Source organism: Amaricoccus solimangrovi, assembly GCF_006385685.1.
GTDB lineage: Bacteria > Pseudomonadota > Alphaproteobacteria > Rhodobacterales > Rhodobacteraceae > Amaricoccus > Amaricoccus solimangrovi.
Genome location: NZ_VFRP01000009.1, coordinates 101,255 through 118,955, shown reverse-complemented (window position 1 = coordinate 118,955; position 17,701 = coordinate 101,255). Strand labels below are relative to the sequence as shown.

General features: G+C 70.1%; 14 protein-coding genes. 3 read left to right on the top strand and 11 right to left on the bottom strand.

Annotated features, from left to right (window positions below; genetic code table 11):
- Positions 1-82 precede the first annotated feature (82 nt).
- Positions 83-1,162 carry an Mrp/NBP35 family ATP-binding protein gene (locus tag FJM51_RS11110; protein WP_140454211.1) on the bottom strand — a complete coding sequence of 360 codons (1,080 nt, stop codon included), beginning with the start codon at positions 1,160-1,162 and terminating at the stop codon, positions 83-85.
- A gap of 501 nt (positions 1,163-1,663) precedes the next feature.
- Between FJM51_RS11110 and FJM51_RS11105 the strand changes: the two genes are divergently transcribed.
- Positions 1,664-1,876, top strand: a complete 213-nt coding sequence (locus FJM51_RS11105; RefSeq protein WP_140454210.1) for a DUF1127 domain-containing protein — start codon at positions 1,664-1,666, stop codon at positions 1,874-1,876.
- Positions 1,877-2,000: 124 nt separating this feature from the next.
- Here FJM51_RS11105 and FJM51_RS11100 read toward each other — a convergent pair whose 3' ends face one another.
- The 3 genes from FJM51_RS11100 to FJM51_RS11090 form a co-directional block, all read right to left on the bottom strand.
- Positions 2,001-4,361 carry an ATP-dependent helicase gene (locus FJM51_RS11100; protein ID WP_140454253.1) on the bottom strand — a complete coding sequence of 787 codons (2,361 nt, stop codon included), beginning with the start codon at positions 4,359-4,361 and terminating at the stop codon, positions 2,001-2,003.
- A 75-nt stretch (positions 4,362-4,436) separates the two neighbouring features.
- Positions 4,437-5,252 carry a phosphoserine phosphatase SerB gene (gene serB / locus FJM51_RS11095; protein WP_140454252.1) on the bottom strand — a complete coding sequence of 272 codons (816 nt, stop codon included), beginning with the start codon at positions 5,250-5,252 and terminating at the stop codon, positions 4,437-4,439.
- 72 nt (positions 5,253-5,324) lie between these two features.
- On the bottom strand, positions 5,325-6,695 hold the full coding sequence (locus tag FJM51_RS11090; RefSeq protein ID WP_140454209.1) for a class II 3-deoxy-7-phosphoheptulonate synthase: 1,371 nt from the start codon (positions 6,693-6,695) through the stop codon (positions 5,325-5,327).
- A 173-nt stretch (positions 6,696-6,868) separates the two neighbouring features.
- On the opposite strand from FJM51_RS11090, the gene FJM51_RS11085 reads away from it, so the two are divergent.
- On the top strand, positions 6,869-7,834 hold the full coding sequence (locus FJM51_RS11085) for a GlxA family transcriptional regulator (RefSeq protein WP_140454208.1): 966 nt from the start codon (positions 6,869-6,871) through the stop codon (positions 7,832-7,834).
- A 10-nt stretch (positions 7,835-7,844) separates the two neighbouring features.
- Here FJM51_RS11085 and FJM51_RS11080 read toward each other — a convergent pair whose 3' ends face one another.
- The 5 genes from FJM51_RS11080 to adh form a co-directional block, all read right to left on the bottom strand.
- On the bottom strand, positions 7,845-8,957 hold the full coding sequence (locus tag FJM51_RS11080) for a PQQ-dependent sugar dehydrogenase (RefSeq protein WP_140454207.1): 1,113 nt from the start codon (positions 8,955-8,957) through the stop codon (positions 7,845-7,847).
- A gap of 93 nt (positions 8,958-9,050) precedes the next feature.
- Positions 9,051-9,533 carry a response regulator gene (locus FJM51_RS11075; protein WP_140454206.1) on the bottom strand — a complete coding sequence of 161 codons (483 nt, stop codon included), beginning with the start codon at positions 9,531-9,533 and terminating at the stop codon, positions 9,051-9,053.
- 133 nt (positions 9,534-9,666) lie between these two features.
- Positions 9,667-10,695, bottom strand: coding sequence for an alcohol dehydrogenase AdhP (adhP, locus tag FJM51_RS11070; RefSeq protein WP_140454205.1), 1,029 nt, complete (start codon positions 10,693-10,695; stop codon positions 9,667-9,669).
- A 61-nt stretch (positions 10,696-10,756) separates the two neighbouring features.
- Entirely contained in the window at positions 10,757-11,125 is a 369-nt protein-coding gene (locus tag FJM51_RS11065) for a DUF779 domain-containing protein (RefSeq protein WP_140454204.1), read from the bottom strand.
- Positions 11,126-11,193: 68 nt separating this feature from the next.
- Complete coding sequence (gene adh, locus FJM51_RS11060; RefSeq protein WP_140454203.1) at positions 11,194-12,711, bottom strand: aldehyde dehydrogenase; 1,518 nt, start codon at positions 12,709-12,711, stop codon at positions 11,194-11,196.
- A 229-nt stretch (positions 12,712-12,940) separates the two neighbouring features.
- On the opposite strand from adh, the gene FJM51_RS11055 reads away from it, so the two are divergent.
- Positions 12,941-14,032, top strand: coding sequence for a sigma-54-dependent Fis family transcriptional regulator (locus FJM51_RS11055; RefSeq protein ID WP_140454202.1), 1,092 nt, complete (start codon positions 12,941-12,943; stop codon positions 14,030-14,032).
- A gap of 24 nt (positions 14,033-14,056) precedes the next feature.
- On the opposite strand, the gene mdoH is transcribed toward FJM51_RS11055, so the two are convergent.
- Together mdoH and FJM51_RS11045 are read right to left on the bottom strand one after the other, a co-directional pair.
- On the bottom strand, positions 14,057-16,171 hold the full coding sequence (mdoH, locus tag FJM51_RS11050) for a glucans biosynthesis glucosyltransferase MdoH (RefSeq protein ID WP_140454201.1): 2,115 nt from the start codon (positions 16,169-16,171) through the stop codon (positions 14,057-14,059).
- Positions 16,159-17,664, bottom strand: a complete 1,506-nt coding sequence (locus FJM51_RS11045; RefSeq protein WP_140454200.1) for an OpgD/OpgG family glucan biosynthesis protein — start codon at positions 17,662-17,664, stop codon at positions 16,159-16,161. The genes mdoH and FJM51_RS11045 overlap by 13 nt, the downstream gene beginning before the upstream one ends.
- Between the last annotated feature and the right edge of the window lie 37 nt (positions 17,665-17,701).

Sequence of the window (17,701 nt, the reverse complement as noted above, 5' to 3'; positions counted from 1 at the left end):
ATCCCCGCCGGCGAGGCTGTGAAAGGCAGTTTCGCCACAATAGCCGCGGATTCGCGCCGGGCAAGCGGCCAGGGGCGCGATGTCAGACGACGCCCTCGCTGATCAGCCGCCGGGCGATGGCGCGGAAGGCCTCCGCCTCCGGGCTCTCGGGATGGGCGGCGACGGCCGGCACCCCCGAATCGCCCGCCTGCCGGATCGCGATGTCGAGCGGCACCTCGCCGAGGAAGGGCAGGCCGAGCCGCGCCGCCTCCGCCTTCGCGCCGCCATGGCCGAAGATATGCGCCTCGTGGCCGCAGTTCGGGCAGATGTAGCTCGACATGTTCTCGACGAGGCCGATCACGGGCACCTTGGTCTTGTCGAACATGTCGAGCGCCTTGCGCGCGTCGAGCAGCGCGATGTCCTGCGGCGTGGAGACGAGGATGGCGCCGGTCAGCTCGTATTTCTGGCTCAGCGTCAGCTGCACGTCACCGGTACCGGGCGGCAGGTCGACGATCAGCGCGTCGAGTTCGCCCCAAGCGACCTGGCCCATCAGCTGCTGCAGCGCGCCCATCAGCATCGGCCCGCGCCAGACCACCGCCTCGCCCTCGCGCAGCATCAGGCCGATCGACATGATGGTGACGCCGTGATTGTGGAGCGGCAGGATCGTCTTGCCGTCCGGCGAGCGCGGGCGTCCCGAGACGCCCATCATCCGGGGCTGGCTCGGCCCGTAGATGTCGGCGTCGAGCAGGCCGATCGCGCGCCCCTCCGCGGCGAGCGCCACGGCGAGATTGGCGGCGACGGTTGATTTCCCCACGCCACCCTTGCCGGAGGCGACGGCGATGACGCGGCGCACGCCCGGCACCGCCCGCGGCCCGGCCTGGGGCGTCGGGTGACGGCCGATCTTGAGGTCGGGCGGGGGCGGTGCCTTCGGCGCGGGACCATGCGCGGTCAGGAGCGCGGAGACCGAACGCACCCCGGGCAGCGCCTCGACCGCCGCCTGGGCCGCCGCCCGCGTGGGTTCGAGCGCCGCGCCCTGCGCGGGATCCACCTCGAGAATGAAACTGACCCGGCCGTCGTCGACCGTCACCGCGCGCAGCACATCCGCCTCGACGATGCTCTTGCCGGAACCGGGCATCGGCACGGCGCCGAGGGCGGAGAGGACGTCGTCTTTTGTCACGGGCATCACGCTTGCTTTCATCTCTATTCCCGGCTCGCGCCGGCGCTTCGCGCGGAAGATCGCTCCGCCCCGCGGCGGAGACAAGGGCGGTTCGGCGGGAGAGCGGCGCGGTCGCGCGAGCGATTTTCATGAATGTTCGTTTGCCGGCTCATGCGCCATCGGCGCGAAAGCGCCCCGGGAATAACCACGTGATCGCGGGAACCGGCGGAATATCGCCGGTTAATGCTTTGTTGAACAAGGCGTTAAGAGGCATGCACCCATTGCATGGCGGCCTTCCAGGAATGGCGATTGCGCGAAAGGCGCAATCGTTTATTTTGCATTGCAACAACACGGGAACGCTCAAAAGCGAAAGACGACGAAAGACGGCGGACACAAGCAAGGCGCGTGTCGGCCACCGGATCGGAGCTTTCGCGGAACCAGGACGCCGGAGCCCCGACGGGCGGCGTCGAGCAGCAACAGAACCCCGGCGGAGAGGGCTCCCCGGGACCAGACGAAGGACAGACGAACATGGCGCAGGTCATCAACTTCCCCTCGGCCACCACCACCAGCGGCTTCGGCCACGGCCTCTTCTCCGCGATTGCCAGGGCGGTCGCCGACTACCGGCTCTTTCTGCGCACGCTGACCGAGCTGCGCGCGCTCAACGACCGCGAACTGCGCGATCTCGGCATCTCCCGCTACTCGATCCGCGAGATCGCCTACGACAGCGTCTACGGCCGCTGATCCCAAATTTCCGGGCGCGGCCCCGCGCGGCGCCCCTTTCAGTTTCCTCCCAAACTGAGCCGGACTTCGGTCCGGCTCTTTTTTTGCGTTCGGGCCAGGATGTCGGGAAAAGGGCGCCGGCCGGTCAGAACGGGATGTCGTCCGCGGCCACGACGAAACGCGCGACGATGTTCTTCGATCCGGCCTTCTCGAAGTCGATGGCAAGCTTGTCGCCTTCCACCCGCCGCACCACGCCATAGCCGAATTTCTGGTGGAACACCCGGTCGCCCGCCGCGAAGGCGGGCACGGCGGTCGCGTCGATCACCATGTCGCGCGCCTCCCGCGGCTGGGAGACCGGCCGCGACTCGGCCCGGGCGCGCATCCGCTTCCAGCCGGGCGAATCGTATACATCCGCCTCCGCCGCGCGGTCGGCGAGCGTGCTCATCGGCGCGGGCGAGGCGGCGCCGTAGCCGCCGCCGTAGAGGCCGGGCGGGGTCAGCACCTCGACATGCGCGGCCGGCAGTTCGTCGATGAAGCGCGAGGGCAGGGCGGATTGCCACTGGTTGTAGACCCGCCGGTTCGCCGCGAAGCTGATCGTGCAGAAGCGCCGCGCGCGGGTGATGCCGACATAGGCGAGCCGGCGCTCCTCCTCGAGCCCCTTCAGCCCGCTCTCGTCCATCGCCCGCTGCGACGGGAAGAGTCCGTCCTCCCACCCCGGCAGGAAGACGCAGGGAAATTCCAGCCCCTTCGCCGCGTGCAGCGTCATGATCGAGACCTTCCGCGCCCCCTCGTCCTGCTCGTTGTCCATCACGAGGCTGACATGTTCGAGGAAGCCCTGAAGGTTCTCGAACTCCCCGAGCCCCTTCACCAGCTCCTTGAGGTTCTCGAGCCGGCCGGCGGCGTCGGGCGATTTCTCGGCCTGCCACATCTGGGTGTAGCCCGATTCCTCCAGGATCGCCTCGGCGAGCCCGACATGATCCTCTCCCTCCCGGGCGAGCGCGTGCCAGCGGTCGAAATCCGCGACCAGCGCGCCGAGCTGGCCGCAGGCGCGCGCCGAGAGCCCGCGTTCGGCGGCGAGCGCGCGCGCCGCCTCCAGCAGGCTGATCCCGTTCTCGCGGGCGACGCGGTTGATCTCCTGCACCGCCTTGTCGCCGAGGCCGCGTTTCGGCACGTTCACGATCCGCTCGAAGGCGAGGCCGTCGTCGGGCGAGACCGCGACGCGGAAATAGGCCATCGCGTCGCGGATCTCCTGCCGCTCGTAGAAGCGCGGGCCGCCGATCACGCGGTAGGGCAGGCCGATCGTCAGGAAGCGGTCCTCGAAGGCGCGCATCTGATGCGTGGCGCGCACGAGAATCGCGATTGCATCCGCCGGTACCGGCTCGGCCCCCCGGGTGCCGCGGGTGAAGGCCTCGATCTCCTCGCCGATCCAGCGCGCCTCCTCCTCTCCGTCCCAATGCCCGATCAGCCGGAGCTTCTCGCCCTTCGCGACGTCGGTCCAGAGCGTCTTGCCGAGCCGGCTCTCGTTCGCGGCGATGACGCCCGAGGCGGCGGCGAGGATATGGGGCGTGGAGCGGTAGTTGCGTTCGAGCCGGATCACCTTCGCGCCCGGGAAATCCTTCTCGAAGCGCAGGATGTTCTCCACCTCGGCGCCGCGCCAGCCGTAGATCGACTGGTCGTCGTCGCCGACGCAGCAGATGTTGCGATGCCGTCCGGCGAGAAGCCGCAGCCAGAGATACTGCGCGACGTTCGTGTCTTGGTATTCGTCGACGAGGATGTAGCGGAACCAGGACTGGTAGCGGTCGAGCACGTCCGGGTGGTTCTGGAAGATCCCCACCACATGCAGCAGCAGGTCGCCGAAATCGCAGGCGTTGAGCGTGCGCAGCCGCTCCTGATAGGCGGCGTAGAGCTCCGTGCCCCGGTGCGCGTAGGCGCTCGCCTCCGAACTCGGCACCCGCTCCGGCGTCAGCGCGCGGTTCTTCCAGCCGTCGATCAGGCTCGCCAGCATCCGGGGGGGCCAGCGCTTCTCGTCGATCCGCTCCGCCTGGACGATCTGGCGCATGAGGCGGATCTGGTCGTCGGTGTCGAGGATGGTGAAGTTCGACTTCAGCCCGACCAGTTCCGCGTGCCGGCGCAGGATCTTCACCGAGAGCGAATGGAAGGTGCCGAGCCAGGGCATCCCCTCCACCACCGCGCCGACGAGCCCGCCGACGCGGTGGCGCATCTCGCGCGCGGCCTTGTTGGTGAAGGTGACGGCCAGCACCTCGTTCGGCCGCGCCCGTCCGGTCGCGATCAGATGCGCGATCCGCGTGGTGAGCGCGCGCGTCTTGCCCGTGCCCGCGCCCGCGAGCACCAGAACCGGCCCCTCCAGCGTCTCGACGGCCGCCCGCTGTTCCTCGTTCAGCCCGTCGAGATAGGGGGTCGGCCGCGCGGCCGCGGCGCGCGCGGACAGGGGCCGCGTCTCCGCCGCCTCGAACGCTTCCGCCTCGTCGATCCAGTCACCGTTCATTTCGGGCAAATTAAGGATGAATCGCGGGGAAGGGAAGGGCGTTCCCGCTTTGTTCGGAGATCGGCCGGCGATCGCTCAGTCCCGGACCCATTCGGTCTCCGGAATGCCCTGCAGCGCGAGCAGCGCGGTCAGGTCGGAATGCTCGATCCGCGCGTCGGCCGCCTCCGCCAGCGCGGGTTTCGCGCGATAGGCGACGCCGAGCCCGGCGGCGGTGACCATGTCGAGATCGTTCGCTCCGTCGCCGACGGCGATCGCGCCCTCCGGTCCGAAATCCGCCGACAGCCGCGCCAGCGCGGCGCGCTTCGCTTCCCGCCCGAGAATCGGGTCGGCGACCTCGCCGGTCAGCACCCCGTCCTCGGTCAGCAGCGTGTTGGCCTGGTTGTAGGCGAAGCCCGCCGCCCGGGCGACGCGTTCGGAGAAGAAGGTGAAGCCACCCGAGACGAGCGCGGTCTCCGCGCCGAGCGCGGCCATGGTCCGCGCGAGCACCCGCGCGCCCGGATTGAGCCGCACCCGCGCCTCGTAGCATTGCCCGAGCGTGCCGGCGGGCAGTCCGCGCAGCAGCGCCACGCGGGCGCGCAGCGCCGCCTCGAAATCGAGTTCGCCCCGCATCGCCCGTTCGGTGATCTCGGCCACCATCGGCTTCACGCCGGCGAAATCCGCGAGTTCGTCGATGCATTCCACGTCGATGATCGTGGAATCCATGTCCGCGATCAGCAGCCGCTTGCGGCGGTTCGCGGACGGGACGAGGTTGGCGTCGATCCCGATCCGCGCGGCGAATTCGCCCATCGCTCCCGGCGCCGGGCGCCGCGCGAGGTCGAGTTCGACCGCGCCCGCCGCGAGGCGCCGGGTCTCGCCCGCCGCGCCCCCGGCGCCGTTCACGGTTTCCGCCATCAGGTCGATGGCGGCGTCGGGCAGGTCCGCCGCCGCCGTCAGGACCAGGACATGCTCCACGCTCACGCCCGCTCAGCCCGCCGCGCGCTGCGCCTGGAGGCGGTTGTGCAGTTCCTGCGCCACGAGGAAGGCGAGTTCCAGCGACTGGCTCGCGTTCAGCCTCGGATCGCAGGCGGTGTGGTAGCGGTCGCGCAGGTTCTCGTCGCGGACCGCGCGCACGCCGCCGGTGCATTCGGTCACGTCCTGCCCGGTCATCTCGAAATGCACGCCGCCGGGATAGGTGCCCTCGGCCGCGTGGATCGCGAAGAATTCCCGCACCTCGCGCAGCACCCGCTCGAAGGGCCGGGTCTTGTAGCCCGACTCCGACTTCACCGTGTTGCCGTGCATCGGATCGCAGGACCAGACCACCTTGCGGCCCTCGCGCTCGACCGCGCGGATGAGGCGCGGCAGATGCTCGCCGACCTGGCCCGCGCCGAAGCGCGCGATCAGTGTCAGCCGCCCGGCCTCGTTCGCCGGGTTCAGCCGGTCGATCAGCCGCAGCAGGTCGCTTTCCGAGATCGACGGGCCGCATTTCAGCCCGAGCGGGTTCTGCACGCCGCGGCAGAACTCGACATGCGCGCCGTCCGGCTGGCGGGTGCGGTCGCCGATCCAGATCATGTGGCCCGAACCCGCGACCGGGATGCCCGTCGTCGAGTCGATGCGGCAGAGCGCCTCCTCGTATTCGAGCAGCAGCGCCTCGTGGCTGGTGTAGTAGTCGACGCGGTGCAGCGTGTCGGCGGTCTCCGGGCTCACGCCCGCCGCCTGCATGAAGTCGAGCGCGTCCGAGATCCGGTTCGCGAGCTTGTGGTACTGCTCGTAGCCGGGCTGGCCGGCGGTGAAGTCGAGCGTCCAGGAGTGCACGCGGGTGATGTCGGCGTAGCCGCCCTGGCTGAAGGCGCGCAGGAGGTTCAGCGTGCCCGCGGCCTGGGTATAGGCGCGCAGCATGCGGTTCGGATCGGGGATCCGCGCCGCGGCGGTGAACTCGAAATCGTTGATGATGTCGCCGCGGTAGCTCGGCAGTTCCACGCCGCCCACCGACTCCATCGGCGCCGAGCGCGGCTTGGCGAACTGCCCCGCCATGCGGCCGATCTTCACCACCGGGCATTTCGCCCCGAAGGTGAGGACCACGGCCATCTGCAGCATCACCTTGAACGTGTCGCGGATGATGTCGGCCTTGAACGCGCCGAAGCTCTCCGCGCAATCGCCGCCCTGGAGCAGGAAGGCGCGCCCCTCGGCGACCTCGGCGAGCTGCGCGCGCAGCTTCCGGGTCTCGCCGGCGAAGACGAGCGGAGGATAGGAGGCGAGCTCGCGCTCCACCGCGTGAAGCGCGGCGGCGTCGGGGTAGTCGGGCATCTGTACCCGCGGCTTCGAGCGCCAGTCGGATCGGGTCCAGTCAGCACACATGGTCTTCGCTCCCGGGGTCGTGGGCGGAAAATTGCGCGCTGCATAGACCAGCCACGCGGCTTTTACCATCCCCCCGCCGCGGGAGCCACGATGCCCCTTGACCGCGAGGCCCGGTGCGAGACACTAGACGTTCGGCACGATCGCCCTTCCACGCCAGGAACGAGTCCCAGCCGATGGCAGACAGCCGCCCGGAGCCCTTCGTCTTTCTGCTGGTGCCGCGGTTCACCATGATCGCCTTCGCGAGCGCGGTCGAGCCGCTCAGGCTCGCGAACAAGATGGCCGGCCGCCCGCTCTACCAGTGGCGCACGCTGAGCGAGGAGGGCGGGCTCGCGGCGGCCTCGAACGGGATCCGGATCCAGACCGACGGGGGACTCGGCGAACTCACGCGCGACACGACGCTGATCGTGATCGGCGGCTCCGACGTCAAGGAAAGCGTCACCAGGCCGATCCTGACCTGGCTCCGGCGCGAGAGCCGGCGGGTCGCCGCGATCGGCGCCGTCTGCACCGGCGCGCAGGTCCTGGCCGAGGCCGGGCTGCTCGACGGGCGGCGCTGCACGATCCACTGGGAGAACCGGGTCGGGTTCGACGAGGATTTCCCCGAGATCGACGTGACGCCGAATGTCTACGTGATCGACCAGAACCGCTACACCGCCGCGGGCGGGGTCGCCTCGACCGATCTGATGCTGAAGCTGATCGCGCGCAAGCACGGGACGGAGCTTGCCAATCTCGTCGCCGACCAGATGATCCATACCGAGATCCGCTCCGACCGCGACGAGCAGCGGCTGTCGATCCCGACGCGGATCGGCATCCGGCACCCGAAGCTCTCGACCGTCATGCACCGGATGGAAACCCATATCGAGGAGCCGATCTCCCCCGCCGATCTGGCCGAGGAGGTCGGCATGTCGACGCGGCAGCTCGAACGGCTGTTCCGCCGCTACCTCAACCGCAGCCCGAAGCGGTACTACATGGAGCTGCGGCTGAAGAAGGCGCGCAACCTGCTGATGCAGACCGAGATGAGCGTGATCAACGTGGCGCTGGCCTGCGGCTTCGCCTCGCCGTCGCATTTCTCCAAATGCTACCGCGCCTTCTACCAGACGACGCCCTATCGGGAGCGGGGCACGCTCGAGATCCTCGAATAGCGCGCCCGGGTCAGCTACCGGGCGCCGGCACCATCCGCCAGACCGCGCCGTCGCTCTCGGCGATGAACCAGATCGCGCCGTCGGGCGCCTCGCGGATGTCGCGGATCCGGGCGAATTCGCCCTGGAACATCCGTTCGAGTTCGTCCCGGCCATCGGGCGACAGCCGCGAGATGAAGTCGTACTTGAGCGAGCCGGCGAAGAGGTCGCCCTTCCATTCCGGCCAGAGTTCGCCGGAATAGACCATGAGCCCGGAGGGGGCGATCGAGGGCGTCCAGACGTGAAGCGGCGCCTCCATCCCGGGCGCCCCGGTGCCCCGGCCGATCGCGCCGCCGCCGTATTCCTCGCCGAAGGTGACGACGGGCCAGCCGTAGTTCCGGCCCGGCGCGATCCGGTTCACCTCGTCCCCGCCCTGGGGTCCGTGCTCGGTCTCCCAGAGCGCGCCGTCGGGCCCCATCGCGATGCCCTGCGGGTTGCGGTGCCCGAAGGACCAGATCTCGGCGCGGGCATCGGCGCGGCCGGAGAAGGGATTGCGCGCGGCCGGGGCGCCGTCGCGGCGGATCCGGACGATCTTGCCCCGGTCGTTGTCGAGATACTGCGCCGTCTCGCGCTCGTGGCGCTCGCCGAGCGTCAGGAAGAGCGTGCCGTCCGGCGCCTCGACCACGCGGCCGCCGAAATGGGCGCCGCCCTTCGCCGGCGGCTCCTGGCGGAAGATCACCTCCACGTCGTCGAGCGCCGCGGTCCGCTGGTCAAGCTTCGCCACGGCGAGCGAGGTGGCGGCGCCGGCGCCGCGCCATTCGGCGAAGGTGAGGAAGATCTCGTGACTGAAGGCGTAGTCGCGCGCCACCACGACATCGAGCAGCCCGCCCTGGCCCCTGGCCCAGACCTCCGGCACGCCCGAGACGGGCCGCGCCGCGCCGCCCTCGATCAGCAGCAGCCGGCCGTCGCGCTCGGTGACGAGCCAGGCGTTGCCGGGCAGGAAGGCGAGGGACCAGGGCGTCGAGAGCCCGCTTGCCATGCGCGAGACCTCGACGGCGCCCGCCGAGGTCTCGTAGCGCTCGGCGGCCGCGGGTCCCGGGCCGCAGGCCAGGATCGCGAGCGCCAGACCGGCCGGGACAAGTCGCATCGTGCTCTCCGGATGGTTTCCATCGGGAGAGTAGCGCCCCGCCGCCCGGATGGCAGCCGGATTCGCGCATTCGTGACATCATGCCGCCAGGCCTCAGGCCGGGGGCGCCTTCGCGATCCGCTCGGTGAGCGGCGCGGCCGGCGCGCGCGCCTCGGGCAGGACCGAGCGCACGCAGTCCTGGAAGGCGGCGAGGCTCGGGATCGGCTTCGCGAGGCAGGCCGCCGCCCCGGCGGCGCGCGCGGCCGGCTGCCAGGCCGCGGGATCCTGCCCGCTCGTCGCGATCAGCGCGCGCAGCGGCGCCGCCGCCGCGGCGAGGTGGCGGATCAGCCCGAGCCCGTCGCCATCGGGCAGGCCGATGTCGACGATGACCACGTTCGGCCGGTAGATCGCGAGGTGGCGCCCGGCCGCCGCGAGGCTGTCCGCCCGGCGCAGCCGCGCGCCGCTCTCCGCGGCCATGAGCCGGACGGCTTCCGAGGCGCCGCGGCTGTCCTCGACGAGCAGGATGGTCACGCCGAAGAGGCGGTGACGGCGGCGGGTGGCGGGGGGCTTGCTGGCATCGCTGAGCGGCGGGGTCATCTCGGCTCCGAAGGATTGGGGGCACGGAGCCTTCGGCGCCATCCCCGTTGCGCGGCCCGCGGGCCGCCTCGGAGACCAGATTTCGCCATGCAAGCTTACCCGCCGGTTAAGCACCCCGGCGGGGATTTCCGGATCAGGCGATGTCGAGGACGATCCGGCCCTCGATCTCGCCCTTGCGCATCTTCGCGAAGACGTCGTTGATGTCGTCGAGCTTCGCGTGGTGGATCGTCGCCCTCACCTGCCCCCGCGCCGCGAAATCGATCGATTCCTGCAGGTCGAGCCGCGTGCCGACGATCGAGCCGCGCACGGTGATTCCGTTCAGCACCATGCCGAAGATGTCGATCGGAAAGTCGCCGGGCGGCAGGCCGTTGAGCGAGACGGTGCCGCCCCGGTCCACCATGTTCACCGCCTGCTCGAAGGCCTTCGGGCTGACCGCCGTCACGAGCACGCCCTGCGCGCCGCCGCCGGTCTCGCGCTTGATCACCGCCGCCGGATCCTCCTCCATCGCATTGACGGTGAGCGTCGCGCCGAGCTTGCGGGCAAGTTCGAGCTTGTCCTCGGCGATGTCGACCGCCGCGACGTTGAGCCCCATGGCCTTCGCGTACTGCACCGCCATGTGGCCGAGCCCGCCCACGCCCGAGATCACCACCCAGTCCCCGGGCTTCGTGTCCGTGACCTTGAGCCCCTTGTAGACCGTGACCCCGGCGCAGAGCACGGGCGCGAGTTCCGCGAAGGGGATGTTCGAGGGCAGATGGCCCACGTAGTCGGGATCCGCCACCACGTATTCGGCGAATCCGCCGTTGACGGAATAGCCGGTGTTCTTCTGCTCGAGGCAGAGCGTCTCCCAGCCGCCGAGGCAGTGCCGGCAATGGCCGCAGGCGGTGTAGAGCCAGGGCACGCCGACCCGGTCGCCCTCGCGGACGTGTTTCACGCCCCCGCCGACGGCGGAGACGAAGCCGACGCCTTCGTGGCCGGGAATGAACGGAGGATTGGGCTTCACCGGCCAGTCGCCCTCGGCGGCGTGCAGATCGGTGTGGCAGACGCCCGAGGCCTGGATCGCGACCTGGATCTCGCCCTCGCCGGGCTCGGGAACCGGCACCTCGTCGATGGTGAGCGGCGCGCCGAATTCGCGCACCACCGCCGCCTTCATGGTTTTCGCCATGGCAGTCTCCTCCGGATCGGTCCGCTTCCCGCGCGCGCCGCGGAAAGCCTCCGCCGGCCGCCTAGCCCGGCGGCGCGACGGCGCAGATGGTCGAGCGGGTCAGGAAACGCCGCTCCCGGCCGTTGTCGAGGGAGAACATGCCCCCCCGGCCGGGCACGACGTCGATGATGAGGTCGGTATGGGCCCAGGCGGCCGCCTGCGGGCCGCTGATGTAGAAGGGCGCGCCGCCGATATGGCCGAGCAGCACGTCGGTCTCGCCGATCAGGAATTCCCCCTTCGGGTAGCACATCGGCGAGGAGCCGTCGCAGCAGCCGCCGGACTGGTGAAACAGGACCGGGCCATGGTCGGCCTCGATCTCGGCGAGCAGTTCGAGCGCCGCGGGGGTCGCGCTGACCTTGCCGGGCGCCGGGGCATCCTCGGGTTCCGTCATTGCCTCCTCCCCTGAATAAAAGGCCGGGGGCTGGCCCGAAGGCCAGTCCCCGGAGTCGCTCAGGGAGATCAGAAGAAGCCGAGTTTCTTCGGCGAGTAGCTGACGAGGAGGTTCTTCGTCTGCTGGTAGTGGTCGAGCATCATCTTGTGGGTCTCGCGCCCGATGCCCGACTGCTTGTAGCCGCCGAAGGCCGCGTGGGCCGGATAGGCGTGGTAGCAGTTGGTCCAGACGCGGCCCGCCTTGATGCCCCGGCCGAAGCGATAGGCGCGGTTGCCGTCGCGCGTCCACACGCCCGAGCCGAGGCCATAGAGCGTGTCGTTGGCGATCTCGAGCGCCTCTTCCTCGGTCTTGAAGGTCGTGACCGAGACGACGGGCCCGAAGATCTCCTCCTGGAAGACCCGCATCTTGTTGTGGCCCTTGAACACCGTGGGCTTCACGTAATAGCCCCCGGCGAGGTCGCCGCCGAGTTCGTTGCGTTCGCCGCCCGTCAGCACCTCCGCGCCTTCCTGCCGGCCGATGTCCATGTAGGAGAGGATCTTCTCGAGCTGCTCGGAGGAGGCCTGCGCGCCGATCATCGTCGAGGGGTCGAGCGGGTCGCCCTGCTTGATCGCCTCGACGCGCTTGACGGCCCGCTCCATGAAGCGCTCGTAGACAGACTCCTGGATCAGCGCGCGGCTCGGGCAGGTGCAGACCTCGCCCTGGTTCAGCGCGAACATCGTGAAGCCTTCGAGCGCCTTGTCGAAGAAGTCGTCATCCTCGGCCGCCACGTCGGCGAAGAAGATGTTCGGGGACTTGCCGCCGAGTTCGAGCGTGACCGGGATCAGGTTCTGGCTCGCATACTGCATGATGAGCCGGCCGGTCGTGGTCTCGCCGGTGAAGGCGATCTTGGCGATCCGGGGGCTCGAGGCGAGCGGCTTGCCGGCCTCGAGGCCGAAGCCGTTCACGATGTTGAGCACGCCCGCGGGCAGCAGGTCGCCGATGATCTCGGCCCAGAGCAGGATCGAGGCCGGGGTCTGCTCGGCGGGCTTCAGCACCACGCAGTTGCCGGCGGCGAGCGCCGGGGCGAGCTTCCAGCAGGCCATGAGCAGCGGGAAGTTCCACGGGATGATCTGGCCCACGACGCCGAGCGGCTCGTGGAAGTGATAGGCGATCGTGTCGTGGTCGATCTCCGAGAGCGAGCCTTCCTGGGAGCGGAGGCAGCCCGCGAAGTAGCGGAAGTGGTCGACGGCGAGCGGCAGGTCGGCCGCCATCGTCTCGCGGATCGGCTTGCCGTTGTCCCAGGTCTCGGCGGTGGCGAGAAGCTCGAGGTTCTCCTCCATCCGGTCGGCGATCTTCAGAAGAATGCCGGCGCGCTCCGCCGCCGGGGTCCGGCCCCAGGCGTCCTTGGCGGCGTGGGCGGCGTCGAGCGCCTTCTCGATGTCCTGCGCGCTGGAGCGCGCGATCGAGGTGATGACCTGGCCGTTGATCGGAGAGGTGTTGTCGAAATAGCGGCCTTCGACGGGCTCGACCCAGTCGCCGCCGATGAAGTTCCCGTAGCGCGTCTTGAACGGCGCCTTGCGGGTGGCGATCGCGTCCTGAACGGTCATGTCGGTTGTTCTCCTCCGTGGATGTGGCGGGTGTCGCCCGCCCTTGTGATTGATCCGAGGCTGATACCGCGAGGCCTCCCGGTCAATCGCGACTTGGGGCGATGACGGAGGGTTTACGCCAAAGTGGCATTGGACAAAGGTGCCCGTCCCGGTATCTTCTGACGCACCAAGCAACAAGAAAGTCACGCCTGTCGCGAAATGCGACACTTCAGGGAAGGGACCGGCTTTCATGGGCCGTGCAAGCGAATCAGTGATCGACCAGGCGCGGAACCAGTATTTCGGGGAAGGCCGGCTGCCGTCGGACCAGCTCGGCCACGCGGTGCTGCGCTCCTGGATCCGCTGTTCGGACATGGGCCTGCGGGAACGCGTCGCGCCCTCGCCCGATCCGCTGTCCTCCGGCGACCTGCGCCACCTCCACGATCGGCACGCGCGCTTCTGCCGCCTCTGCCGGCCCGAACTCGAGATGCTGGGGGCGGAGGCGCGCGACACCGGCAGCGTGGTGATCCTGACCGACGCGGCCGGGATGATCCTCGACACGCTCGGCGACACCGCCTTCGCCGGCCGCGCGGCGCGCGTCGCGCTCCGCCCGGGCGTCGACTGGAGCGAGGCCAGCACGGGGACGAACGCGATCGGCGTCGCGCTCGCCGAGCGGCGGCCGGTCGCCGTGCATGGCGGGGAGCATTTCTTCGCCGACCACCAGCTTCTGAGTTGCTCGGCGACGCCGATCATGGACCCGCGCGGGGCGATCATGGGCGTGCTCGACATCTCCGGCTCCTCGGGCGTCTCGCATACCCACGCGCTCGGCCTCGTGCGCATGGCGGTGAGCCAGATCGAGCACCGGCTGCTGCGCCAGCGTTTCGACGGCTGCCGCGTCCTGCGCTTCCACGGCGACCCGGGGATGCTCGGCACGGTCCGCGAAGGCGCGCTGATCTTCCGCGAGGAGACCCTGGTGGCGGGGAACCGTCGCGGCCTCGCGCTGGCCGGGCTCGGCTGGGACGCGCTCGACCGGACGCGCTTCGAGCAGATCTTCGCGCTGCCGGCCGGCGCCGCCCGGTCGGCCACCACGCTGCGCGGGCCGAAGGGCGAGACCTTCGTCTGCGAATGGCGCGACGCGGAGACCGGCGCGCCGACGCTGCTCGCCGAGCCGGAGGCGCCGGCGCCGCGGGAGACGACGCTGCACGACGCGGAGACCGACCTCATCCTGCGCACGCTGCGCGACTGCGGCGGCAATGTCAGCGAGGCGGCCCGGCGCCTCGGCATCCACCGCAGCACGATCCACCGCCGCGTCGCCGCGACCGGCCGTCCTCATCCGCTGCAATAGGGCCGAGGTCCCGGAGCGGGAGCCTCAGAAGGCGACGTTCCGCGCGATCAGCCGGCGCATGATCGGCTCGGAGGCGAGCACCGCGTAGCGTTCGCCGGGGGTGAGCGCGTCGGGTTCCGCGCCGTCGGAGAGCCGCAGCCAGCCCGCCGCCAGCGTCGCGTCCGCCTCGCCCGGGCGGCGCGCGGTCGGCGCGTCGAGCCAGGCGAGATGCCGCTCGAGCGCGGCCTTGTCGGCGAGCAGCGCGGCGATGGTGGCGGGCGGCGCGCAGCGTTCGCGCATCTCCTCCGCGATCGCCTCCGCCGCCACCGAGATCGCCGGCGGATGCTCCTCCTCCGGCGTCACCAGCAGCTTCGCGCGCCGCCGGAGCCAGCCGCCGACCACGCCGCTCGAGACGAAGCCCGCGAGCGGGATCGCGATGATCATGCCGGTGAGCGCGGGGCTCATCCAGGCCAGCAGCGACCAGGAGATGAGCCCGGCGAGCACGGCGAGAACGACGCCCACGAACATGTGCCGGTGGTGGAAGCTCCAGAGCACGCGCCAGGGGATGCGCTCCGCGTCGCGCGCCTGGGCGCGCCAGCCGCTGTCCGCGCCGGTCAGGATCTCCACCACCGAGCGGGTCTGCGCCAGCATCATCACCGGCGCGATCAGCGCCGAGACGATGTTCTCGACGAAGAAGCCGACGACGGCGCGGATCCGCAGCCCGCGCGCCGCCCGCTCGCCGAGGAAGGCGACGAGGCCGAGCAGCTTTGGCAGGAACAGGACCAGCATGCAGAGCCCGAACAGCATCATCGCGCGCCGGGCGTCGATCTGCGGCCAGGTCGGGAACAGCGACCAGCCCTCGGGGAAGTAGTTCGGCGGCACGAGATTGGCATGGAGCGCGAGCAGCATGCCGGTCAGCAGGAACAGGAACCAGAGCGGCGAGGCGAGGTAGGACATGACGCCCATCGCCAGATGCAGCCGGCTGAGCGGGTGGAAGCCCGCGGTATTGATGAGCGCGAGATGCTGCAGGTTGCCCTGGCACCAGCGCCGGTCGCGCGCGACGAGTTCCATCAGGTTCGGCGGCGCCTGTTCGTAGCTGCCGCCGAGATCGTCGGCCATGACGATCGACCAGCCGGCGCGGCGCATCATCGCCGCCTCGACGAAATCGTGGCTCATCACCATGCCGCCGAAGGGCTTTCGCCCCGGCAGGATCGGCAGGCCGGCGGCGGAGGCGAAGGCCTCGGTCCGGATGATCGCGTTGTGGCCCCAGTAGTTGCCCGCGTTGCCGAACCAGACCCCGAGACCGCGTGCGAGCAGGGGGCCGTAGACGCGCGCGGCGAACTGCTGCGCGCGGGCGAGCACGGTCCGGCCGTTGATGAGCCGGGGCACGGTCTGGATCAGCCCGGCCTCGTCGTCGGCCTCGATCCGGTGGGCGAGTTCGATGATCGTCGCCGCGTCCATCAGGCTGTCGGCGTCGAAGACCACGAAATATTCGTAGGCCCCGCCCCAGCGCTCGACCCAGTCGCTGAGATTGCCGACCTTGCGCTCCCGGTTGCGCAGGCGGTGGCGGTAGAAGAGATGCCGCGCGATCACCGGATCGCGCCGCGCCTCGGCGATCATCGCCTCCTCCGCCAGCCAGACTTCGTCCTTGTTCGTGTCGCTGAGCACGAAGAGGTCGAAGGTCTCGCCCTCGCCCTGTTCGGCGAGCGCGCGCAGCGTGGCGCAGGCCGTGCCGACGAAGCTCGCCGTGTCCTCGTTGTAGACCGGCAGCAGCAGCGCGATCCGGTGCCGGAGCGGCGCCTTCGCGGCCGGCCGCGGCCCCGGCGTCGAGAGCAGGCCCAGCAGCGTCGAGACGGCGCCGAAGGAGATCCAGCAGATGTTGATGACGAAGAGGCCGAGCATCACCATCTCGATCGCGACCAGCTGGCCGACCGAGAGCACGAGATACATCTCGTGCGTCATCCAGGCGGTGAGCGCCAGCGTGCCGCCGAAGAGCGAGAGCCGGGCGAGCAGGACGCTCCAGTCGAAACGGGGCTTCACCGCGCGTTTCGACCGGTCGAAGGACCGCAGGTCCTGGATCGGCATCTCGCGCGGCGCGGGCGGAGGCAGCGGTGGCGCGTCCTCGCCGGACGCGAGGGTGGCCTCGGCTACTCGGTCCATCGGTAGACCCAGACCTCGCCGCCCGGCGCGCCCTGGCGCAGCAGGTCGAGCCGCAGGTCCACGGCCTCGTTGCCCTGCGGATCGAGCTCGAAGGCGACGCGGATGCCGCCGATCTCGGGATTGTCCATCACGACGACGTTGCGCACCGCCCCGGCCGAGGCCGAGATGTTGGCGGTGAAATCCGTGGCGGGGGCGCCGACCGAGACGCCCGGCGTGGAGAAGTCGACGACGAAGCGGCGCCGGCCCTCCTGCTCGCCCTGGCCGCTCAGCGTGCGGGTGACGCGCAGCAGGCTGGTCGCCGGCGCGTCCCAGCCCCAGGTGAGGCGATAGGTGAAGGAGGTCTCGCTGCCCGCGGAGAGCGGCTGTTCGGGCCGCCAGAAGGCCACCATGTTGTCGTGGATCTCGACCACGTTCGGGATCTCGACCAGCATCACATGGCCCTTGCCCCAGTCGCCGATCGGCTCGACCCAGAGGCTCGGGCGCTTGTGGTAGAGCGCCTCCAGATCCTCGTATTCCGAGAAGCGCTTCTCGCGCTGGATCAGCCCGAAGCCGCGGGGGCCGTTGTCGGAGAAGGAGCTGATCTGCAGCAGCCTCGGATTGTGCAGCGGCCGCCAGATCCGCTCGCCGCCGCCGTTCCACATCGCGAGCCCGTCGCTGTCGTGGATGCCGGGGCGGAAGTCGTCGTAGCCGTCGCGCTCCTTCGCGTCGTAGAGGAACATCGAGGTGAGCGGCGCGAGGCCGAGCGTCTTGATGTCGACCCGGGCGAAGATCGTCGCCTCCACGTCCATCACCGTCTCGTCGCCGGGGCGGATCGTGAAGCGGAACGCGCCCGAGGCGCTCGGCCCGTCGAGCAGCGCGTGCACGACCATGCGCCCGTCGCCCGGCCGCTCGAGCCAGAAGGTGCGGAAGAACGGGAATTCCTCGCCCGCCGGATCCGCGGTGCCGATCGAGAGGCCCCGCGCCGAGAGGCCGAAGACCTGGCCGCGCGCGATCGCGCGGAAGTAGCTCGCCCCGGCGAAGACCAGGAACTCGTCCATGTAGTCGGGCGAGTTCAGCGGCGTCCGGCCGCGGAAGCCGCTGAACTCGAGCGGCGTGTCCTCCGCCGGCGGATCGATTCCCTGATAGGTGAAGAGGTCGGTGCTGAACGGGATCTTCGTCGCCTTGCCGTTCTCGACCGTGTAGATCTCGACCGGGATCCGGTAGATGAAGCCGGGGTGCAGCAGGTCGACGGCGAAGCCGCTCGGCGGGTTGGTGAAGAGGCGCCGCTCCTCCTTGAAGCGGATCTTCTGGTAGTCGGAATAGGAAAGCTGCAGCAGCGCGTCCGGCACGGCGGGGCCGGGCTGCTCGAAGGGCTTGGCCGCGAGCGCCCGGGCGGCGTCGACGACGTCGCTCCGGCTGAAGGGGGTCGCGTCCTGGGCGAAGGCGGCCGCGCCCCGGAACAGCGCTCCGACCGAGAGAGCGCCCGCGGTACCGAGAAAGCTTCGACGGTTCATGTAATTGATGTACCTCGCCCCAACCCTATGACGCGGA

What these genes read in the sequence shown, in the direction of transcription:
- FJM51_RS11110 (WP_140454211.1), bottom strand. Translation starts at nt 1,162, where the DNA reads ATGCCCGTGACAAAAGACGACGTCCTCTCCGCCCTCGGCGCCGTGCCG.
- FJM51_RS11105 (WP_140454210.1), top strand. Translation starts at nt 1,664, where the DNA reads ATGGCGCAGGTCATCAACTTCCCCTCGGCCACCACCACCAGCGGCTTC.
- FJM51_RS11100 (WP_140454253.1), bottom strand. Translation starts at nt 4,361, where the DNA reads ATGAACGGTGACTGGATCGACGAGGCGGAAGCGTTCGAGGCGGCGGAG.
- serB (WP_140454252.1), bottom strand. Translation starts at nt 5,252, where the DNA reads ATGGCGGAAACCGTGAACGGCGCCGGGGGCGCGGCGGGCGAGACCCGG.
- FJM51_RS11090 (WP_140454209.1), bottom strand. Translation starts at nt 6,695, where the DNA reads ATGTGTGCTGACTGGACCCGATCCGACTGGCGCTCGAAGCCGCGGGTA.
- FJM51_RS11085 (WP_140454208.1), top strand. Translation starts at nt 6,869, where the DNA reads ATGGCAGACAGCCGCCCGGAGCCCTTCGTCTTTCTGCTGGTGCCGCGG.
- FJM51_RS11080 (WP_140454207.1), bottom strand. Translation starts at nt 8,957, where the DNA reads ATGCGACTTGTCCCGGCCGGTCTGGCGCTCGCGATCCTGGCCTGCGGC.
- FJM51_RS11075 (WP_140454206.1), bottom strand. Translation starts at nt 9,533, where the DNA reads ATGACCCCGCCGCTCAGCGATGCCAGCAAGCCCCCCGCCACCCGCCGC.
- adhP (WP_140454205.1), bottom strand. Translation starts at nt 10,695, where the DNA reads ATGGCGAAAACCATGAAGGCGGCGGTGGTGCGCGAATTCGGCGCGCCG.
- FJM51_RS11065 (WP_140454204.1), bottom strand. Translation starts at nt 11,125, where the DNA reads ATGACGGAACCCGAGGATGCCCCGGCGCCCGGCAAGGTCAGCGCGACC.
- adh (WP_140454203.1), bottom strand. Translation starts at nt 12,711, where the DNA reads ATGACCGTTCAGGACGCGATCGCCACCCGCAAGGCGCCGTTCAAGACG.
- FJM51_RS11055 (WP_140454202.1), top strand. Translation starts at nt 12,941, where the DNA reads ATGGGCCGTGCAAGCGAATCAGTGATCGACCAGGCGCGGAACCAGTAT.
- mdoH (WP_140454201.1), bottom strand. Translation starts at nt 16,171, where the DNA reads ATGGACCGAGTAGCCGAGGCCACCCTCGCGTCCGGCGAGGACGCGCCA.
- FJM51_RS11045 (WP_140454200.1), bottom strand. Translation starts at nt 17,664, where the DNA reads ATGAACCGTCGAAGCTTTCTCGGTACCGCGGGCGCTCTCTCGGTCGGA.